Here is a 14,807-nt window from a genome sequence, read left to right as displayed (position 1 = left end):
GTATAGTTATCTCTCTATCTCTTTTTATAATAATTGGTTCAATATTTTTATTTGCTGGCTGTAATCTTATATAATTTTTTTCTTTATAAAACTTTTTTAAGGTAGCCTCATAATTATCAATTAGTGCAACTACCTTTTGGCCATTTTCTGCAGTATCTTGTTGTTTAACTAAAATTAAATCGCCGTCATTTATATTTTCATCAATCATGCTGTCACCAACCACTCGCAGAACATAAAATTTACCCCCATGAGATATTTTACTTTTTGGTATAGCTATTGTTTCTTTGTCTTGTATTGCTTCAATTGGTTGACCAGCCGCAATTAAACCAAGTAATGGTATATTAACCATTTTTTCATTTTCGCAAACATTGATTGATCTTGGCTTATTGTCTTGTTTATTTATAAATCCTAAATCTTGTAATTTTTTAACATGAAAATGGGCAGTAGAAACAGAGGCAAGTTTAAATTTTTTGCGTATTTCTTCCAAAGAAGGGGCATATCCTTTCTTTTTGTGATATGAGGATATAAAATCTAAAACTTGTTTTTGTCTTTTTGTGAGCATAATGCTTGACCTTACCTGTTATTAATAGTACATCTATAGTATAATAGAAAGAAAATAGAAAATCAATAGTAAATTTATCCACATTAATTATGGTAGAAGTTAAAATCAGAGATACAAAAACAATAATAAGTAATATAAAAAATTTAGTTGTTCAGAAAGGTTTTATTTATGCCCTATATATGATTCTTTTTGAAGATTTCCATGTTATACCTGAGAAGTTGCATGAAATTGACAACAGATTCAGATTGAACATAAAAGAAGTTTCTTTACTACTTGGTTTTCTGATACAAAATAAGATCGATTTTTCAACTTCGAACACACCACAAGATTTAATAAAATTGAAACAAAAAACATAGGTGAATTCAACTCATAAGTGCAACTCAAAGTAGAGTTGGTTAAAAGAGCTAACTGCTGTATTGTAAGCTTTTTCTAACCAACATCAGAAAGGAGAAGCTTATGAGTTGAATTCACCATTTACAATAAGATGTATGGAATAGGAATGAGTTTGTATTGACAACTGTCTATGACAGTTGCAAGCAAACACCAGAGGTGTTTGCTTGATTTGCTGTTTTTTTACAGGTATAATAATACAACAAATGCGGAAAAAAAGGGGGAAAGATGGAAACAATGAATGTTTCGCTACTTATAATAGCGATTTGTATGATTATTTTGGTGGTGATAAGTATTTTAAAGCTTTTTGTCGCGAAGTATTTTGTTAATAGTAGTTTGCAAAAAATTGAAAAGATAAGAAAAGAGATTGAGCCGGAAATATATAGGATTAAAGAGGTTTCTTTTAAAGCAGGAGAAATAACAGATGTGGTAAAAGATGTTTCTACTAATCTTAAAAAGATTGCTGATTCAGTCAGTGATGTGGTGGATGATACTTCAAATAAGATAAAAGAGACTACGACAGATTACAAAAAAACACTATCTGATTTAAGAGATGAAGTGAATACGCATATAAATTTCTTTTCACGGAGGGCACGAAGCGCAGAGGAGTATGTAGATGTTGTGATAGCAGCATTGTCAGGAATAGAGAAAATTTTAAGCATTGTTTCAAAAAGGAGGAAATTATGAGTGATGAAAGTAGTGGCGCAGGATGTTTCTTTGCAGGGTTTATCTCTGGCACTGTAGTAGGAATAGTAGCGGCATTTTTGCTTACACCCAAGACTGGCGAAGAGATGCGTAAAAGTATTTCTGAATATGCTAAAAAAGGACAAGAAAATTTGTTAAAACAAAAGGAAAATTTAGAAGAAAATATTACTAATCTGACATCGAAGATTGTAGATGGCACAAAAGAACTCCTGGAAAAGGGTAAAGAAGTTGTTGAAACTCGAAAAGAAAGCATTCTGAAAAATATCGAAGAGGCGAGGAAGGCAATCCAAGAAGAAAAAGAAAGGTTAAAGGAGATTAAGGCTCGACTTAAAGAGGAAGAAACCACTAAAGAGGAAGCGTTGTAGAGACAGAGATAAATAGTGGCTAAATTGACATATAAAGAAGCCGGGGTAGACATTAGAAGAGGTCAGAATTTTGTCGGAGTGATTAGGAAATTAGCTGAAGATCTACCTTTTTCAAGTTCTATAGGGAAGTTTTGCAGTCTCTATAATTTAGGAAATTTTGGGTGTGAAGATGTTTCTCTGGCTACATCTGCAGACGGCGTGGGTACAAAACTGAAAATAGCATGTATGATGGGCAGGCACAACACGGTAGGAATAGATTTAGTGGCTATGAATGTGAATGATATAATTACCTCCGGTGCACAGCCTGTCTTATTTTCGGACTATATTTCATTTAGTAGATTGGATGATTGTATATTAGAAGATATAATGAAAGGAATAGTGAATGGATTGAGGGATGCAAATTGTTCTCTTTCTGGTGGTGAAACGGCAGAGATGCCAGATATGTACAGAGACGGTGAATACGATTTGGGTGGTTTTTGCATAGGCATTGCAAGGAAAGCCGAAATAATAAGGGAAGATGCGGAAGAAGGAGATGTTGTAGTGGGTCTTTTTTCCTCTGGATTGCATAGCAATGGCTATTCTCTAATAAGAAAAATTGTCTTTGAAAAGATGAAGATGAGAGTAGATACATATATAGAAGATTTAACTTTTACGATTGGAGAAGAACTGCTAAAGCCCACCATGATTTATGTAAAGCCTATTTTGAAGGCAAAGAAGAATGGTATTAAGATAAAATGCATTGCTCATATAACGGGAGGAGGATTCTATGGTAATATCCCCCGTATTTTGCCTTCCAATGTGGATATGGTAGTAAAGAAAAATGATATTCCTACCCCTCCTATTTTTCACCTCATAAAAGAATGGGGGAGTATGGAAGAAAAAGAAATGTTCAATGTTTTTAATATGGGCATAGGTATGGTAGTGGTTGTAAGAAAAGAGGATACGGATAAGACTATGGATTTATGGAGAAAAATGAATTATGGTTGTAAGATTATAGGATATATAGAGAAAGGAAGTGGAAATGTCCGGATTGTGTAAGATTGCCGTTTTGATTTCCGGTCGAGGCACAAATCTGGAATCTATTATAAGAAGTATAGAAACAGGTTATGTTAAGGGAGCAAAAATTGTTGTTGTTATAAGCGATAACAAAGATGCTTATGGTCTGGTTAGAGCAAAGAAATATAAAATAGAAACAAAGATTTTGGAAGCTAAAGATTTTTCTAATAAAAAAGAGTATGAAGAAAAATTAATAGAGATATTGGAGAATTTTAATATAGATTTGATAGTTCTTGCTGGCTTTATGAGAGTTCTTTCTTCATATTTTGTAAAGCACTTTAAATGGAGAATTATGAACATTCATCCTGCCCTTCTTCCTGCATTTGCTGGACTTCAGGCGCAGAGGCAGGCAGTAGATTCTGGGGTAAGGTTTTCCGGGTGTACGGTTCATTTTGTTACGGAAAAAGTAGATGAAGGTCCCATTATTATTCAAGCAGTAGTACCTGTTTATGTGGAGGATACGGAAGATACATTGTCACAACGCATACTTCAATATGAACATAAAATATATCCAAAGGCAATAAAGATGTATGTGGAGGGGAAACTGGAGATAACAGAGAATAAAGTCAAAATAAAAGATGAAAGATTTGACCAGAATGTTTTAATAAACCCAAGCTTGTAGAGGAGAAAATGGAGTTTGAATCGGTAATTGGTTTGGAAGTGCATGTTCAGCTGTCAACAAAAACGAAGATATTCTGCAGTTGTAGTACAGAATTTGGTGATTCGCCAAACACGCATACTTGTCCCGTATGCCTGGGCATGCCTGGTGTTTTGCCTGTTTTGAATAAAGAGGTGGTGGAGTTTGCTTTGCGGTTTGGTATTGCTGCCCATTCTAAAATAAGCAAGTTTTCCCGTTTTGCCAGGAAAAATTATTTTTACCCGGATTTGCCTAAAGGATATCAAGTTTCTCAGTATGAATTGCCTATTGTAAAAGGTGGTTTTATAGAGATAGACTTACCTGAGGGAAGAAAGAAGATAGGACTTGTTCGAGCACATATGGAGGAAGATGCAGGAAAGCTGATTCATCAAAGGGATGTAAGTTTCGTGGATTTTAATCGAGCAGGTGTTCCTCTTTTGGAAATTGTGAGTGAACCGGATCTGCGCACACCAGAAGAAGCGGGGAAATACTTAAGGAAGATAAGAACCCTGGTGAGATACTTAAAGATAAGCAATGGGAATATGGAAGAAGGTAGTATGAGATGTGATGCGAATGTATCAGTAAGGGAAAAAGCTGAGGAAAAATTGGGTACAAAGGTAGAAGTCAAGAATATAAATTCTTTTAAACATGTGGAAAAGGCATTATCGTATGAAATTAGAAGGCAGGTTGCTTTAATCCAAAACGGCGGGCAAATTGTTCAGGAAACAAGATTATGGGATGAAAAGGAGAATATTACGCGATCTATGCGCAGCAAAGAAGAGGCTTATGAATATCGTTATTTTCCTGAACCGGATTTAGTTCCCCTTCTCATAGATGAGAAATGGGTTGAAAGGGTAAAAACGGATATGCCTGAATTGCCGGATGAGAAAGAAAAGAGATTTGTAAAAGACTATGGACTGTCCCCAGAAAAAGCATCCATACTTACCGAATCAAATGAATTGGCCGACTATTTTGAGAATATATGCGAGAGCTTTCAAGGGTATGAGCAGATAGCTAACTGGATGTTGTCGGAGTTTTTGGCATATTTGAATAAGGAAGGAAAAGAAATTGGTGATGTGGACATGAAACCCCGTCAGGTGGCGGAACTTTTAAAACTTGTGGACGAAGGGACAATATCAGGGAAAATAGCCAAGTCTGTGTTTGCAGAAATGTGGGAAACAAATAAAAGTGCAGGGGATATCGTGCAGAAAAAGGGGTTGGTGCAGATCAAAGATGAAAGCAAGATTACAGAAATAGTGTGCAGGGTAGTGGAGGAGAACCCTGATGTTGTGGATAAGTATAAAAAGGGTAGAAAAAATGTTATGGGGTTTTTAGCAGGACAGGTGATGAAAAAAACAGGAGGAAAGGCAAACCCGCAGTTGGTAAACAAAATACTATTGGAAAAATTAAGATGATCACGGTTATAAAGGGTGGAAGAGTTATTGATCCTTATAATAAGAGGGATGAGATATGCGATGTGGTAGTAAATGGTGAGAAAATAGAGGCGGTAGTTCCTCACGGGGAGACAAAAGCAGACAGGATAATAGATGCAACGGGAAAGGTCGTATGCCCGGGCTTTGTGGACATACATGTTCATTTTCGTGATCCTGGCTTTACACAGAAGGAGGATTTATATTCGGGAAGCAAAACTGCAGTTAAGGGAGGCTTTACAACAGTCTGTTGTATGCCCAATACAAATCCGGTAAATGACAATTCGTTGGTTAGTTATTATATTATGAAAAAGGCTAAAGAAATTGGTTTGTGCGACATATTTCCTATTGGAGCAATTACCAAGGGGGAGGAAGGGCAGGATTTCGTTGATTTTTACACCCTAAAGGATGCAGGATGTGTAGCATTTTCTGATGATGGAATGCCCGTTATGGATGCTTTTGTATTGCAACAAGTTCTTGTTTATTCAAAGCCTTTAAATGTGCCGATTACCTTGCATGAGGAAGACATAAACCTCTCTTCGGGTGGCGTGATAAATGAAGGTTATTATTCTACGAAGATGGGTCTTCCGGGAATATCCAATTGTAGTGAATCGGCAATAATAGCCAGAGATGTAGAAGTATTAAGACATACAGGTGGACATATTCATGTGTGTCATGTAAGCACAAAAGAATCAATAAGGATTATTGAGCGAGCGAAACAGGATGGGTTGAACATTACCTGTGAGGTAACACCACATCATTTGAGCTTGACAGAAAAAGAAACGGATGGTTTCAATACGCAGGCTAAGGTTAATCCGCCTTTAAGGACCGAAGAAGATGTGGAAAGTTTACAGGAAGCAGTTAAGGAGGGCATAGTGGATGCTTTAGCCACAGACCATGCTCCTCATGATGAAAAGAGTAAGGAAACTACAATGTCGAATGCAGCGTTTGGTATATCTGGCTTAGAAACGGCATTTGCCGTCCTAAATACATATTTAGTAGAGAAAAAGATTGTTTCTTTGCCAGAGTTGATAGCTCTTATGACTTACAAGCCATCGATTGTTTATCACCTTTCTCGAGGCACATTGAGCAAGGGAGACTTTGCTAACATAACGGTAATAGATTTAAACGAAAAATGGACGGTAAACAGAGAAAAATTTGTATCTAAAGGAAGAAATACGCCGTTTCATAATAAGAACTTGAAAGGGCAAATTTACTACACAATGTATAAAGGTGAGATTACATATGAGAGGAAGAATGATTTTTAAGAAAAAGAAAGAAGAAGATAATAGATTTGTTCAGTGTAAGTCCTGCAAAGAGACAATTTACATTGATGATGTTAAGGAAAATCTATGGGTTTGCCCAAAGTGCGGGAATTATTTCAGGATTTCTGCTCGACACAGAGTAGGGATAACGGCGGATGAAGGAATATTTAAAGAATTTGATACCCAGATATATTCTAAAGATCCTCTGAATTTCGTTGATCTTAAACCTTATAAACAGAGGTTGTCTGAAGCAAAAGAAAAGACAGGGAATAAAGAGGCTGTGATATGTGGTTTCTGCAAGATATGTGGTGAGCCTGCGGTTCTTGTTGCCCTGGATTTCAATTTTTTAGGTGGAAGCATGGGTTACGCTACTGGAGAAAAAATCGTAAGGGCAGCGGAGAAGGCAATTACAAAGAGTATAGGATTAGTTATTATTTCTTCTTCTGGCGGTGCTCGTATGCAGGAAGGCATCCTTTCGTTGATGCAAATGGCAAGAACCAGTGCTGTTTTAAATAAACTTTCTAAAAAGGGCATTCCCTATATATCTGTTCTTGCCGATCCTACAACAGCAGGGGTGAGTGCCAGCTTTGCTATGTTGGGTGATGTGATTATAGCTGAACCTAAAGCCCTTATTGGTTTTGCTGGACCGAGGGTCATTAAGCAAACCATAGGACGTACCTTGCCTGAAGGTTTTCAGCGAACAGAATTCTTATTGGAACATGGCATGATAGATATGATAGTGGAGAGAAAAGATATTCCAGAAACGATAGGGAAATTGCTGCGATATTTCAATAAAAATGTTGTTTATTGAGCTAAAATGGTGTGTAAGAAGCTGGTCATAAAAGGCTTGGTGCAGGGAGTAGGCTATAGGTATTGGTTAAGACAGTTGGCTTTTGAAAAAAATATAAAAGGATATGTGAAAAATTCACCGAATAGAAATGTAAATGCTGTTCTCTGCGGAGAAAAGAAAGATGTAGAGGAGGTAATAGGGCAATGTTTTAAAGGCCCTCCGTCTGCATTGGTTAAAGATATTGATGTAACGGATACAAATTGCAATCTTAAGGATTTTTCTATTATCTTTTAATAGGAAGGAGATATTCATGAAGCGTCCGATGATGGAAAAAGCTATCGATAAGTTTCTCAAACAGGATTTGGAGAATGCGAAGATGATGTTTGAAATGGCACTTTTAGAAGAGCCATTTAATGTAACGGCTAAATTGGGGATTGTGTGTATAGACGCAATACAAGACGGATTTAGTGAGGCGTTAGAGGTATTTAAGCTTGCCATGTTTGCTACCGAAGAAGAAAAGGAAAAGATTTGTGGATCACTCGTCGAAGGAGCTTGGGAGGAGAGAAATATAGATGTTGAGTGGTATATGGATAATGAATTTTTGGCTCGAGCTTATATTGAAACAGGAGAGGCAAATGTAGCTCGGGCGGAATTGGAAGCGGCAGTTTATTTGAATCCTCGATCTGCGGAAAATCATCATCTGTTGGGGAAGATGTACGAGAAATTGGGGGATATTGAACGAGCAATAAATCACTATGAACAATCTTTATCTATTAATCCTCTTCAAAATGAGATTTCTAAAAGAATATTAACACTTGTGCAGAAAAAAAATGGAAAGAAAAGAGATTCTTAGTACAATAAAGAAGGCAATATTTGTAGAAAGAGATGCGTTAGAAAAACTGGCAGAAGGGGTGGATGAGAGTTATGTGCAGGCGTTGGAAATTCTTATTAAATGCAAAGGACGGGTTATTCTTTCTGGTGTAGGCAAGTCTGGTATTGTTGCTAAGAAGATTGCGTCTACCTTTGCTTCAACAGGAACTCCCGCGATATTTGTACATTCGGTGGATGCTGCACATGGAGACTTGGGCATAATAACAAGGGACGATGTAGCTATGTTTGTTTCCAAGAGCGGCAATACGCCGGAGCTGAACTTTCTTTTGCCTACACTTAAACGGTTTATGGTTCCTGTAATTTCTATAGTGGGCAATAATGCACATTCCTATTTGGCGAGAAAATCCGATGTAGTGATAAATGCATCTGTAGATAGTGAATGTGGACCAATAGATGTAATTCCTACTGCTTCTACTGTTGCTGCTTTATCGGTTGGAGATGCCCTGGCTGTAGGTCTTATTACAATGAGAGGTTTTACGAAGGACGATTTCGCCTTGCTTCATCCTGGTGGTACGCTGGGAAAAAAGTTGTTATTAAGGGTTGAAGATTTGATGCATACAGAAAGAGAGATACCTGTAATTTTCGAAGAAACCCCTGTGAAAGATGCGATCTATGAGATAAGTTCTAAAGGACTGGGCATGACTTGTGTAATAGACAAAGAAGGTAGATTAGATGGTGTAATAACTGATGGTGATCTTAGACGGGCGATAGAACAAAAGGGAGCGAGATTATTTAACTTGAAAGCAGAGTGTATTATGACGGAGAATCCTAAAACAGTAGAGATAGATGCCTTAGCGGTAAAAGCAGCAGCTATAATGCAGAGTTTTTCTATTACCAGTTTAGTAATCGTAAACAGAGAAAAACATGTAAAAGGGGTAATTCACCTGCATGATATCTTAAGAGCTGGGGTATTATGATAAAAGACTTAAAAAACATAAAGCTTATTGTTATAGATGTGGATGGTGTGTTGACAAATGGTAGCATTATTATTGATGAAGAAGGCAAAGAACAAAAATTTTTTGATGTGAAAGATGGACATCTTATTCATTTGGCTGTTGATGCAGGCCTGAAGATTGTATGGGTGTCTGGAAGATATTCTAAGGTAACAGACAGAAGAGCACGGGCGACTGGTATACACTTTGTATTACAGAATCAGCGAGATAAAATAAAGTCGCTGAATATAATAAAAGAAAAATTTAAAGTGAGCGAGAATGAAATGGCTTATATCGGAGATGATCTTATAGATATACCTCCGATGCTTGTCTGTGCTTTTTCAGCTGCGCCTTGTGATGCGGCAGAAGAGGTTAAAGGAAGAGCAGATTATATATCTCCTTATGACGGGGGAAAGGGTGCGGTGAGAGACATTTTAAAACTTATCCTTAAAAGTAAGGGGCTGTGGGAAAAGCTGCTGCAGAGATATACTTGTGGAGTATCGGAATAAATTAACCATTTTTAGAATAATTTTTTATTTGTTTGTTGTTGTTTGTGCATTGTTTATTTTAATCTCTCTCATAAAAAAGAAACCGTTTATCTTGAATAAAACAAAGCAAAATTTGGCAAATGTTGTTGGTACGGTAAAAGATGTGAACTACAAGCAAATTGTGAACAAAGAAGGCTTGAAGTATGTCTTAAAGGCAAAAGAGATGAAAATTTATAAAGGGGATATTTATCTCTTCCGTGATGTGCAGCTGAGACATCCTACCAAAAAATATGGCGATATTCTGATTATGGCGAAAGCAGCAAGGGCAGACAAGGAAAGAAATGTTCAACTTGACGGGAATGTTACAGCAAGAGGTAAAAACTTTACAATAAAGACGGAAAAGGCAAATTGGAATAGTGGTAAAGATGAACTTTCTGGTTTAGGCAAGGTGACATTTCAAGGAGAGATAGACCTGAGTGGCGTGGGGTTCAAATACAAGCGTAAAAATGATATGTTGTATATTTATCATGATGTGGATGTGTGGATAAGATGATGTTTAAAGGTAAAATTAGGGTTGGTTCGGATAAGTCTATTTCTCAGCGTGCGCTGATTCTTTCCTCCATTGCAGAAGGTAAAACATACATTAAGCATCTCCTTAACTCCAGGGATATAGATTGCACTATGCGTGCCTTACAGATGTTGGGTGTAAGTATAGGGCAAAAAGATGAATATGTTGTCGTTGAAGGCAAGGGAAAATTTTCATTAAGAGAGCCAGAGGATGTTCTGAATTTGGGGAATTCTGGCACAGGTATGCGCCTTTTGGCAGGGCTGGTTTCGGGTGCAAATTTTCTGACTATTTTCACCGGCGATGAGTCGTTGAGAAAAAGGCCAATGAAAAGAATTGTACAGCCCTTGCGTATGATGGGAGCAATGATTGATGGAAGAGAAAATGGAGCAATTCCTCCACTGGTTATAAGGGGGAAATGCCCGTTAAATGGTATAAGGTATGAGATGCCTGTAGCCAGTGCTCAAGTTAAATCGGCCATACTTTTGGCAGGGCTATTTTCTCAGGGGGAGGTAGAGATAAAAGAACCTCTTCCTTCGCGAAATCACACCGAAATAATGCTGAAGAGTATGAATGTGGATGTAGAATGTGTAGATTGTTTGATTAGCTTAGGCTCAAATAGAATTCTGCATTCGCCAGGTTATATAGAGATCGGAGCGGATATTTCTTCAGCTGCTTACTTTATGGTGACTGCGGCCTTAGTTCCTCGTTCGCAGGTTTTATTTGAAGATATAGTGTTAAATCCAACACGTGCAGGTATCTTGGATGTATTTCGGATGATGAATGTAGAATTTGAAATAAGAAATAGCAGAGAAATAAACGGAGAAAAAATAGGAGAGGTAGTTGTCTGTTATTCTCCGCACATCAGAGGTGTTTCTTTGGAAGGGAGTATTATTCCCCGTATCATTGATGAGATTCCTATAATTTGCATCCTGGCCTCCTGTGCTGATGGAAAAACAATAATTAAAGATGCTTCTGAATTGCGATATAAGGAGTGTGATCGCATAAAGGCGATGGTGGAAAATCTAAGTCATATAGGGATAAAATGTGAAGAGTTGCCAGATGGAATAATAATAGAAGGAGGAAGATTAACGGGAGGAAAGATAAATACATATTATGATCATCGGATAGCAATGTCTTTTGCTATTGCTTCTCTTGTTTCTAAAGATAATATTGTTCTTGATGATACTTCATCTATTGATACATCTTATCCTATGTTTTTTAAACATTTAACTGACTTGACTATTTCTTAAATAGGAATATAGGTTATAATGTTAAAGTAGGTCAGGTAGCCGCTATTTCTTAATAGAAGTAGAGGAAAGTCCGGGCTCCTACGGGCAGGAAGCTGGATAACACCCAGTGAGAGTGATCTTAAGGAAAGTGCCACAGAAAAGATACCGCCCCATGAAATAGGCAAAGTTGCCATTTCACAGGGTAAGGGTGAAAAGGTGAGGTAAGAGCTCACCGGGTATGTAGTGATATATACCGCATGGTAAACCCCTTCTGGAGCAAGACCGAGTAGGAGAACGAAAGGCGTGTCCGTCCTATGTTCTCGGGTAGGTCGCTTGAAGTGGCAGGTAACTGTCAACTCTAGATAAATGGCTACCACCTTTTTATTAAGGTACAGAACCCGGCTTATGACCTACTCTAACACCGCTGCTCGTTTTGCTAAATTATCTGCCATCTTATTTTCTTCTCTTGGTATGTGTATAATGGAAAATGTAGAAAAATTTTCTATTAAATTGAGAACTTCCTTTAGTAGTATTTTTAATTTTTTATCTTTGACCATATAGCTTCCATTGACCTGTCTTACCACAAGTTCTGAATCCGATTTTACCCTTACTTCATCTGCTCCAAAATCTTTGGCAAAATTTAGGGCTTCTATTAGTGCTTTATATTCAGCGACATTGTTTGTTGCTTTCCCAATATACTTACTTATTTTCTCTATTATATCGTTTTGATCATTATAAACAACGATTCCTATTCCTGCTGGTCCAGGATTAGAAAGGGATGATCCGTCTGTATTTATAGTTAGTTTTTTATTCTTCTTCATTTTCAGGATAATATAGGATCCTTCCACAGTTGGGACAAAATACTATTTCATCTGTTTCTTTCACTGTGGTAAGGGTTTGAGGTGTGATTTTCATAAAACAACCATAGCATGCTCCCTGTTTTACAGGAACAATACTTGTACCCTTTGTCCACCTGTTTAGTTCCTCGTATCTTTTGATGATTTTTACATCGATATTTTTATACAATATTTTTTTTCTTTTCTTTATTTCATTGATATTTTTGTTTATTTGATTTATGTTTCTCTCCGTTGTTTGTTTAAGTGCATCCATTTCTTTTTGGGCACTATTTAAAGATGTTTCTGCTTCCTGAACACTTTTTTTCTTTTCTTCAATAGATCCTATTATACTTAGCAATTTTTCTTCTAACATATCTTCGTTGGTTTTGGAAATTTCTATTTCTGTATTTATCGCACTGAGTTGTTTTTCTGTAGTTACACTCTTTGTTTTTTCTTCTAATTTCTTTAAATTCTCTACGCTTTCATTTAAAAGTTCATCTTTAAATTTCTTATCTTTTAATAATTCTTGCACATCCTTGCGCAGAGATTCTACATTATTTGTTTGTAATTTTACTTTTATCTCTTTTTCTTCTGCTTTCTTCTGCAATTTTTCGATTTCTCCGTTTAACTTTACGATTTCTTTGTCCAATTTTTGAACCTTTAAGAGTTCTTGTACATCTTTATTCAACGTTGCCTCCTTTAGTAAAGTATTTCCAGGGCAAACTATCATGTTTGCTCTTTAAAATAGGAATATTTCCTATGTGTTTTTTGAGTATTTCGTCTAACAGGTCTTTGAATATCAGTTCCGTTGAGAAGTGTGTGGCATCTATCAGTTTGATATCCCTCTCTTTGGCGTAGATAGCTGTGTGATGCTTGATGTCACCTGTTATGAAAACATCGAATTCTCCGTTCAAATTCCATAACATATCTCCGCAACTTCCGCTACAGACAGCCGCATCTTTCACATATTTGTTTTTCTCTCCTACATATTTAATATGTGGTACATGCAGTTTCTTCCTTATATGTTCACACAACTCTATTAATTTCATGGGTCTTGGTAGAGTACCATATCTTATTAGATTGTCCGGCGGTATTTTTTCCACACGGTTGATGCCTAAAATTTTACATAAATAGTCATTTAAACCTCCATCGGCTATGTCTGCGTTGGTATGAATAGCATAGAGGGTTATATCGTTTTGAATGGCTTTTTGTACAGCATTATAAGGATAGACTGAAGTATTTATTTTCTTGGTAGAAAAAAAGAGGAGTGGATGATGAGAAATAATCAAATTGCAGTTTTTTTCTTTTGCCTCACCTATAGTGGAAAGATAAACATCTAACGATAAGAGAATACCTTTTATCTCATTGTTGAAATTGCCTACCTGTAAACCGGGATTATCATTTTTCAATGCCAATTCTGAAGGAAAATAATTCTCTAAAAGCGACGCTAAAGAAGAAATCTTCATAATAATTAGTGGGCCCGCCAGGACTCGAACCTGGGACCAACCGGTTATGAGCCGGTGGCTCTGCCAACTGAGCTACGGGCCCGCTGTCCATGATATACAATTTTATGTGCTTGTCAAGTTAGCTGAGTTTTGTATAATTTAGATAATGAGAGTAGAGGTGCTTGTTCCGAATACGACTGATAGAAAAAGACTGTCATGGGCGATGAAAATAGAGGGAATAAATAATGAAAAGGTGGGCAAAGACGCATTCAGAGGAGAAGTATTAATAAGAGGTAATTTTGCCAAGTTAGAGATAGGTAGTTTAATTCTCTTTTATGAAGAGTGTATGTTAGAAAATAGAGATCATGATGAGCCTTATGTGATTTTGTATCGTGTAAAAAAAAATGGTGAATTAAGAATAATCACATCCGTAATAGGGTGGGATTGGTTTATACGTATAAAACAGAAGGTCATAGAGGCATTGAAGAGTTAATCTTCAGATGCCTAAGTAAACTTTTTTGATATGTTCGTTGTTGAGTAGGTCTTTGCCTTTGCCCTGAAGGGTTATCCTGCCGTTTTCTAAGATATAGGCTTTTGTGCATGAGCTTAAAGCATGCACTACATTTTGTTCTACCAACAGAATGGTGATACCTTCCTCATTAACTTTTTTAATGATTTTAAATACCTCATCCACCAAAAAAGGCGCTAATCCTAAGGAGGGTTCGTCTAACATAAGTAATTTAGGGTGCAACATCAATCCTCTACCTATGGCTAACATTTGTTGCTCTCCACCGCTTAAGGTTCCTGCTTCCTGGTGTTGTCTCTCTTTTAACCTGGGAAAGAGTGTAAATACCCAATCTATACTTTCTTTTCTTTTCTTTTTCGCTTTTTGGGGTAGGGAACCCATTATCAGGTTTTCTTTAACTGTCATCTCTTGGAACAGTCGCCTTGCTTCAGGAACATGGGCAATGCCCATCTCAGCAGTTTTATAGGCTGGAACATGACTAAGGTCCTGTCCCAAAAATTCAATGTTTCCCCTTTTTGGTCGCAATAGTCCGGAGATGGTATTTAAGGTGGTAGTTTTACCGGCACCATTGGCTCCCAATAGAGCAACATATTCTCCTTCATTCACTTCAAGGGAGACTTCCCATAAGGCTTGAACCTCTCCATAATAAACATCTATATTATTTACCTTGAGCATAGGATTCTCCTAAGTAG

General features: G+C 37.0%; 20 protein-coding genes, 1 tRNA gene and 1 other RNA gene. 16 read left to right on the top strand and 6 right to left on the bottom strand.

The window, feature by feature from the left end:
- On the bottom strand, positions 1–562 hold a 562-nt coding region (gene lexA, locus J7J10_01350), incomplete at its 3' end, for a transcriptional repressor LexA (GenBank protein MCD6129588.1).
- 89 nt (positions 563–651) lie between these two features.
- On the opposite strand from lexA, the gene J7J10_01345 reads away from it, so the two are divergent.
- The 15 genes from J7J10_01345 (at position 652) to rnpB (ending at position 11,729) form a co-directional block, all read left to right on the top strand.
- Positions 652–918, top strand: a complete 267-nt coding sequence (locus tag J7J10_01345; GenBank protein MCD6129587.1) for a hypothetical protein — start codon at positions 652–654, stop codon at positions 916–918.
- A 262-nt stretch (positions 919–1,180) separates the two neighbouring features.
- The gene (locus tag J7J10_01340) at positions 1,181–1,639 is read left to right on the top strand and encodes a hypothetical protein (protein MCD6129586.1); all 459 of its coding nucleotides are present in this window, start codon (positions 1,181–1,183) and stop codon (positions 1,637–1,639) included.
- Positions 1,636–2,022: a YtxH domain-containing protein gene (locus J7J10_01335; protein MCD6129585.1), complete on the top strand. Its 387-nt coding sequence runs from the start codon at positions 1,636–1,638 to the stop codon at positions 2,020–2,022. The genes J7J10_01340 and J7J10_01335 overlap by 4 nt, the downstream gene beginning before the upstream one ends.
- 15 nt (positions 2,023–2,037) lie before the next feature.
- The gene (purM, locus tag J7J10_01330) at positions 2,038–3,060 is read left to right on the top strand and encodes a phosphoribosylformylglycinamidine cyclo-ligase (protein ID MCD6129584.1); all 1,023 of its coding nucleotides are present in this window, start codon (positions 2,038–2,040) and stop codon (positions 3,058–3,060) included.
- The gene (locus J7J10_01325) at positions 3,053–3,700 is read left to right on the top strand and encodes a phosphoribosylglycinamide formyltransferase (GenBank protein ID MCD6129583.1); all 648 of its coding nucleotides are present in this window, start codon (positions 3,053–3,055) and stop codon (positions 3,698–3,700) included. The genes purM and J7J10_01325 overlap by 8 nt, the downstream gene beginning before the upstream one ends.
- 8 nt (positions 3,701–3,708) lie before the next feature.
- Positions 3,709–5,130: an Asp-tRNA(Asn)/Glu-tRNA(Gln) amidotransferase subunit GatB gene (gene gatB, locus J7J10_01320; GenBank protein MCD6129582.1), complete on the top strand. Its 1,422-nt coding sequence runs from the start codon at positions 3,709–3,711 to the stop codon at positions 5,128–5,130.
- On the top strand, positions 5,127–6,413 hold the full coding sequence (locus J7J10_01315; GenBank protein MCD6129581.1) for a dihydroorotase: 1,287 nt from the start codon (positions 5,127–5,129) through the stop codon (positions 6,411–6,413). The genes gatB and J7J10_01315 overlap by 4 nt, the downstream gene beginning before the upstream one ends.
- Positions 6,403–7,221, top strand: coding sequence for an acetyl-CoA carboxylase carboxyltransferase subunit beta (locus J7J10_01310; protein MCD6129580.1), 819 nt, complete (start codon positions 6,403–6,405; stop codon positions 7,219–7,221). Before J7J10_01315 ends, J7J10_01310 begins: the two co-directional genes overlap by 11 nt.
- A 9-nt stretch (positions 7,222–7,230) precedes the next feature.
- Positions 7,231–7,494 (top strand): acylphosphatase, encoded by a 264-nt coding sequence (locus J7J10_01305; GenBank protein MCD6129579.1) that lies wholly within the window; start codon positions 7,231–7,233, stop codon positions 7,492–7,494.
- Between the two features lie 16 nt (positions 7,495–7,510).
- Positions 7,511–8,053, top strand: a complete 543-nt coding sequence (locus tag J7J10_01300; protein ID MCD6129578.1) for a tetratricopeptide repeat protein — start codon at positions 7,511–7,513, stop codon at positions 8,051–8,053.
- Positions 8,031–9,008, top strand: a complete 978-nt coding sequence (locus J7J10_01295) for a KpsF/GutQ family sugar-phosphate isomerase (protein MCD6129577.1) — start codon at positions 8,031–8,033, stop codon at positions 9,006–9,008. The genes J7J10_01300 and J7J10_01295 overlap by 23 nt, the downstream gene beginning before the upstream one ends.
- Entirely contained in the window at positions 9,005–9,532 is a 528-nt protein-coding gene (locus tag J7J10_01290) for an HAD hydrolase family protein (GenBank protein MCD6129576.1), read from the top strand. Before J7J10_01295 ends, J7J10_01290 begins: the two co-directional genes overlap by 4 nt.
- Positions 9,516–10,064, top strand: a complete 549-nt coding sequence (gene lptC / locus J7J10_01285) for an LPS export ABC transporter periplasmic protein LptC (protein ID MCD6129575.1) — start codon at positions 9,516–9,518, stop codon at positions 10,062–10,064. The genes J7J10_01290 and lptC overlap by 17 nt, the downstream gene beginning before the upstream one ends.
- Positions 10,061–11,329, top strand: a complete 1,269-nt coding sequence (gene aroA / locus J7J10_01280) for a 3-phosphoshikimate 1-carboxyvinyltransferase (protein MCD6129574.1) — start codon at positions 10,061–10,063, stop codon at positions 11,327–11,329. The genes lptC and aroA overlap by 4 nt, the downstream gene beginning before the upstream one ends.
- A gap of 23 nt (positions 11,330–11,352) precedes the next feature.
- Positions 11,353–11,729, top strand: an RNA gene (gene rnpB, locus J7J10_01275) — RNase P RNA component class A.
- On the opposite strand, the gene J7J10_01270 is transcribed toward rnpB, so the two are convergent.
- The 4 genes from J7J10_01270 to J7J10_01255 all read right to left on the bottom strand — a co-directional run bounded on the left by J7J10_01270 (position 11,719) and on the right by J7J10_01255 (position 13,692).
- The gene (locus tag J7J10_01270; GenBank protein MCD6129573.1) at positions 11,719–12,129 is read right to left on the bottom strand and encodes a ribonuclease HI family protein; all 411 of its coding nucleotides are present in this window, start codon (positions 12,127–12,129) and stop codon (positions 11,719–11,721) included. The genes rnpB and J7J10_01270 overlap by 11 nt on opposite strands.
- On the bottom strand, positions 12,116–12,832 hold the full coding sequence (locus tag J7J10_01265) for a hypothetical protein (GenBank protein ID MCD6129572.1): 717 nt from the start codon (positions 12,830–12,832) through the stop codon (positions 12,116–12,118). Before J7J10_01265 ends, J7J10_01270 begins: the two co-directional genes overlap by 14 nt.
- On the bottom strand, positions 12,825–13,610 hold the full coding sequence (locus J7J10_01260; GenBank protein ID MCD6129571.1) for a Nif3-like dinuclear metal center hexameric protein: 786 nt from the start codon (positions 13,608–13,610) through the stop codon (positions 12,825–12,827). The genes J7J10_01265 and J7J10_01260 overlap by 8 nt, the downstream gene beginning before the upstream one ends.
- A 9-nt stretch (positions 13,611–13,619) precedes the next feature.
- A tRNA-Ile gene (locus tag J7J10_01255) sits at positions 13,620–13,692 on the bottom strand.
- A gap of 63 nt (positions 13,693–13,755) precedes the next feature.
- On the opposite strand from J7J10_01255, the gene J7J10_01250 reads away from it, so the two are divergent.
- Positions 13,756–14,082, top strand: coding sequence for a hypothetical protein (locus J7J10_01250; GenBank protein ID MCD6129570.1), 327 nt, complete (start codon positions 13,756–13,758; stop codon positions 14,080–14,082).
- 3 nt (positions 14,083–14,085) lie between these two features.
- On the opposite strand, the gene J7J10_01245 is transcribed toward J7J10_01250, so the two are convergent.
- Positions 14,086–14,790: an ABC transporter ATP-binding protein gene (locus J7J10_01245; GenBank protein ID MCD6129569.1), complete on the bottom strand. Its 705-nt coding sequence runs from the start codon at positions 14,788–14,790 to the stop codon at positions 14,086–14,088.
- Positions 14,791–14,807 lie beyond the last annotated feature (17 nt).

The sequence above is a fragment of the Deltaproteobacteria bacterium genome (assembly GCA_021159305.1).
Lineage (GTDB): Bacteria > Campylobacterota_A > Desulfurellia > JAGGSF01 > JAGGSF01 > JAGGSF01.
This window is presented reverse-complemented; position numbering and strand designations above follow the sequence as displayed.

Bases quoted from the DNA above. Each gene is read 5' to 3' on its own strand.
- J7J10_01340 (MCD6129586.1), top strand. From the start codon at position 1,181: ATGGAAACAATGAATGTTTCGCTACTTATAATAGCGATTTGTATGATT.
- J7J10_01290 (MCD6129576.1), top strand. From the start codon at position 9,005: ATGATAAAAGACTTAAAAAACATAAAGCTTATTGTTATAGATGTGGAT.
- aroA (MCD6129574.1), top strand. From the start codon at position 10,061: ATGATGTTTAAAGGTAAAATTAGGGTTGGTTCGGATAAGTCTATTTCT.
- J7J10_01250 (MCD6129570.1), top strand. From the start codon at position 13,756: ATGAGAGTAGAGGTGCTTGTTCCGAATACGACTGATAGAAAAAGACTG.
- J7J10_01310 (MCD6129580.1), top strand. From the start codon at position 6,403: ATGATTTTTAAGAAAAAGAAAGAAGAAGATAATAGATTTGTTCAGTGT.
- J7J10_01260 (MCD6129571.1), bottom strand. From the start codon at position 13,610: ATGAAGATTTCTTCTTTAGCGTCGCTTTTAGAGAATTATTTTCCTTCA.
- J7J10_01345 (MCD6129587.1), top strand. From the start codon at position 652: ATGGTAGAAGTTAAAATCAGAGATACAAAAACAATAATAAGTAATATA.
- J7J10_01335 (MCD6129585.1), top strand. From the start codon at position 1,636: ATGAGTGATGAAAGTAGTGGCGCAGGATGTTTCTTTGCAGGGTTTATC.
- J7J10_01245 (MCD6129569.1), bottom strand. From the start codon at position 14,790: ATGCTCAAGGTAAATAATATAGATGTTTATTATGGAGAGGTTCAAGCC.
- J7J10_01270 (MCD6129573.1), bottom strand. From the start codon at position 12,129: ATGAAGAAGAATAAAAAACTAACTATAAATACAGACGGATCATCCCTT.
- J7J10_01295 (MCD6129577.1), top strand. From the start codon at position 8,031: ATGGAAAGAAAAGAGATTCTTAGTACAATAAAGAAGGCAATATTTGTA.
- J7J10_01300 (MCD6129578.1), top strand. From the start codon at position 7,511: ATGAAGCGTCCGATGATGGAAAAAGCTATCGATAAGTTTCTCAAACAG.
- gatB (MCD6129582.1), top strand. From the start codon at position 3,709: ATGGAGTTTGAATCGGTAATTGGTTTGGAAGTGCATGTTCAGCTGTCA.
- J7J10_01315 (MCD6129581.1), top strand. From the start codon at position 5,127: ATGATCACGGTTATAAAGGGTGGAAGAGTTATTGATCCTTATAATAAG.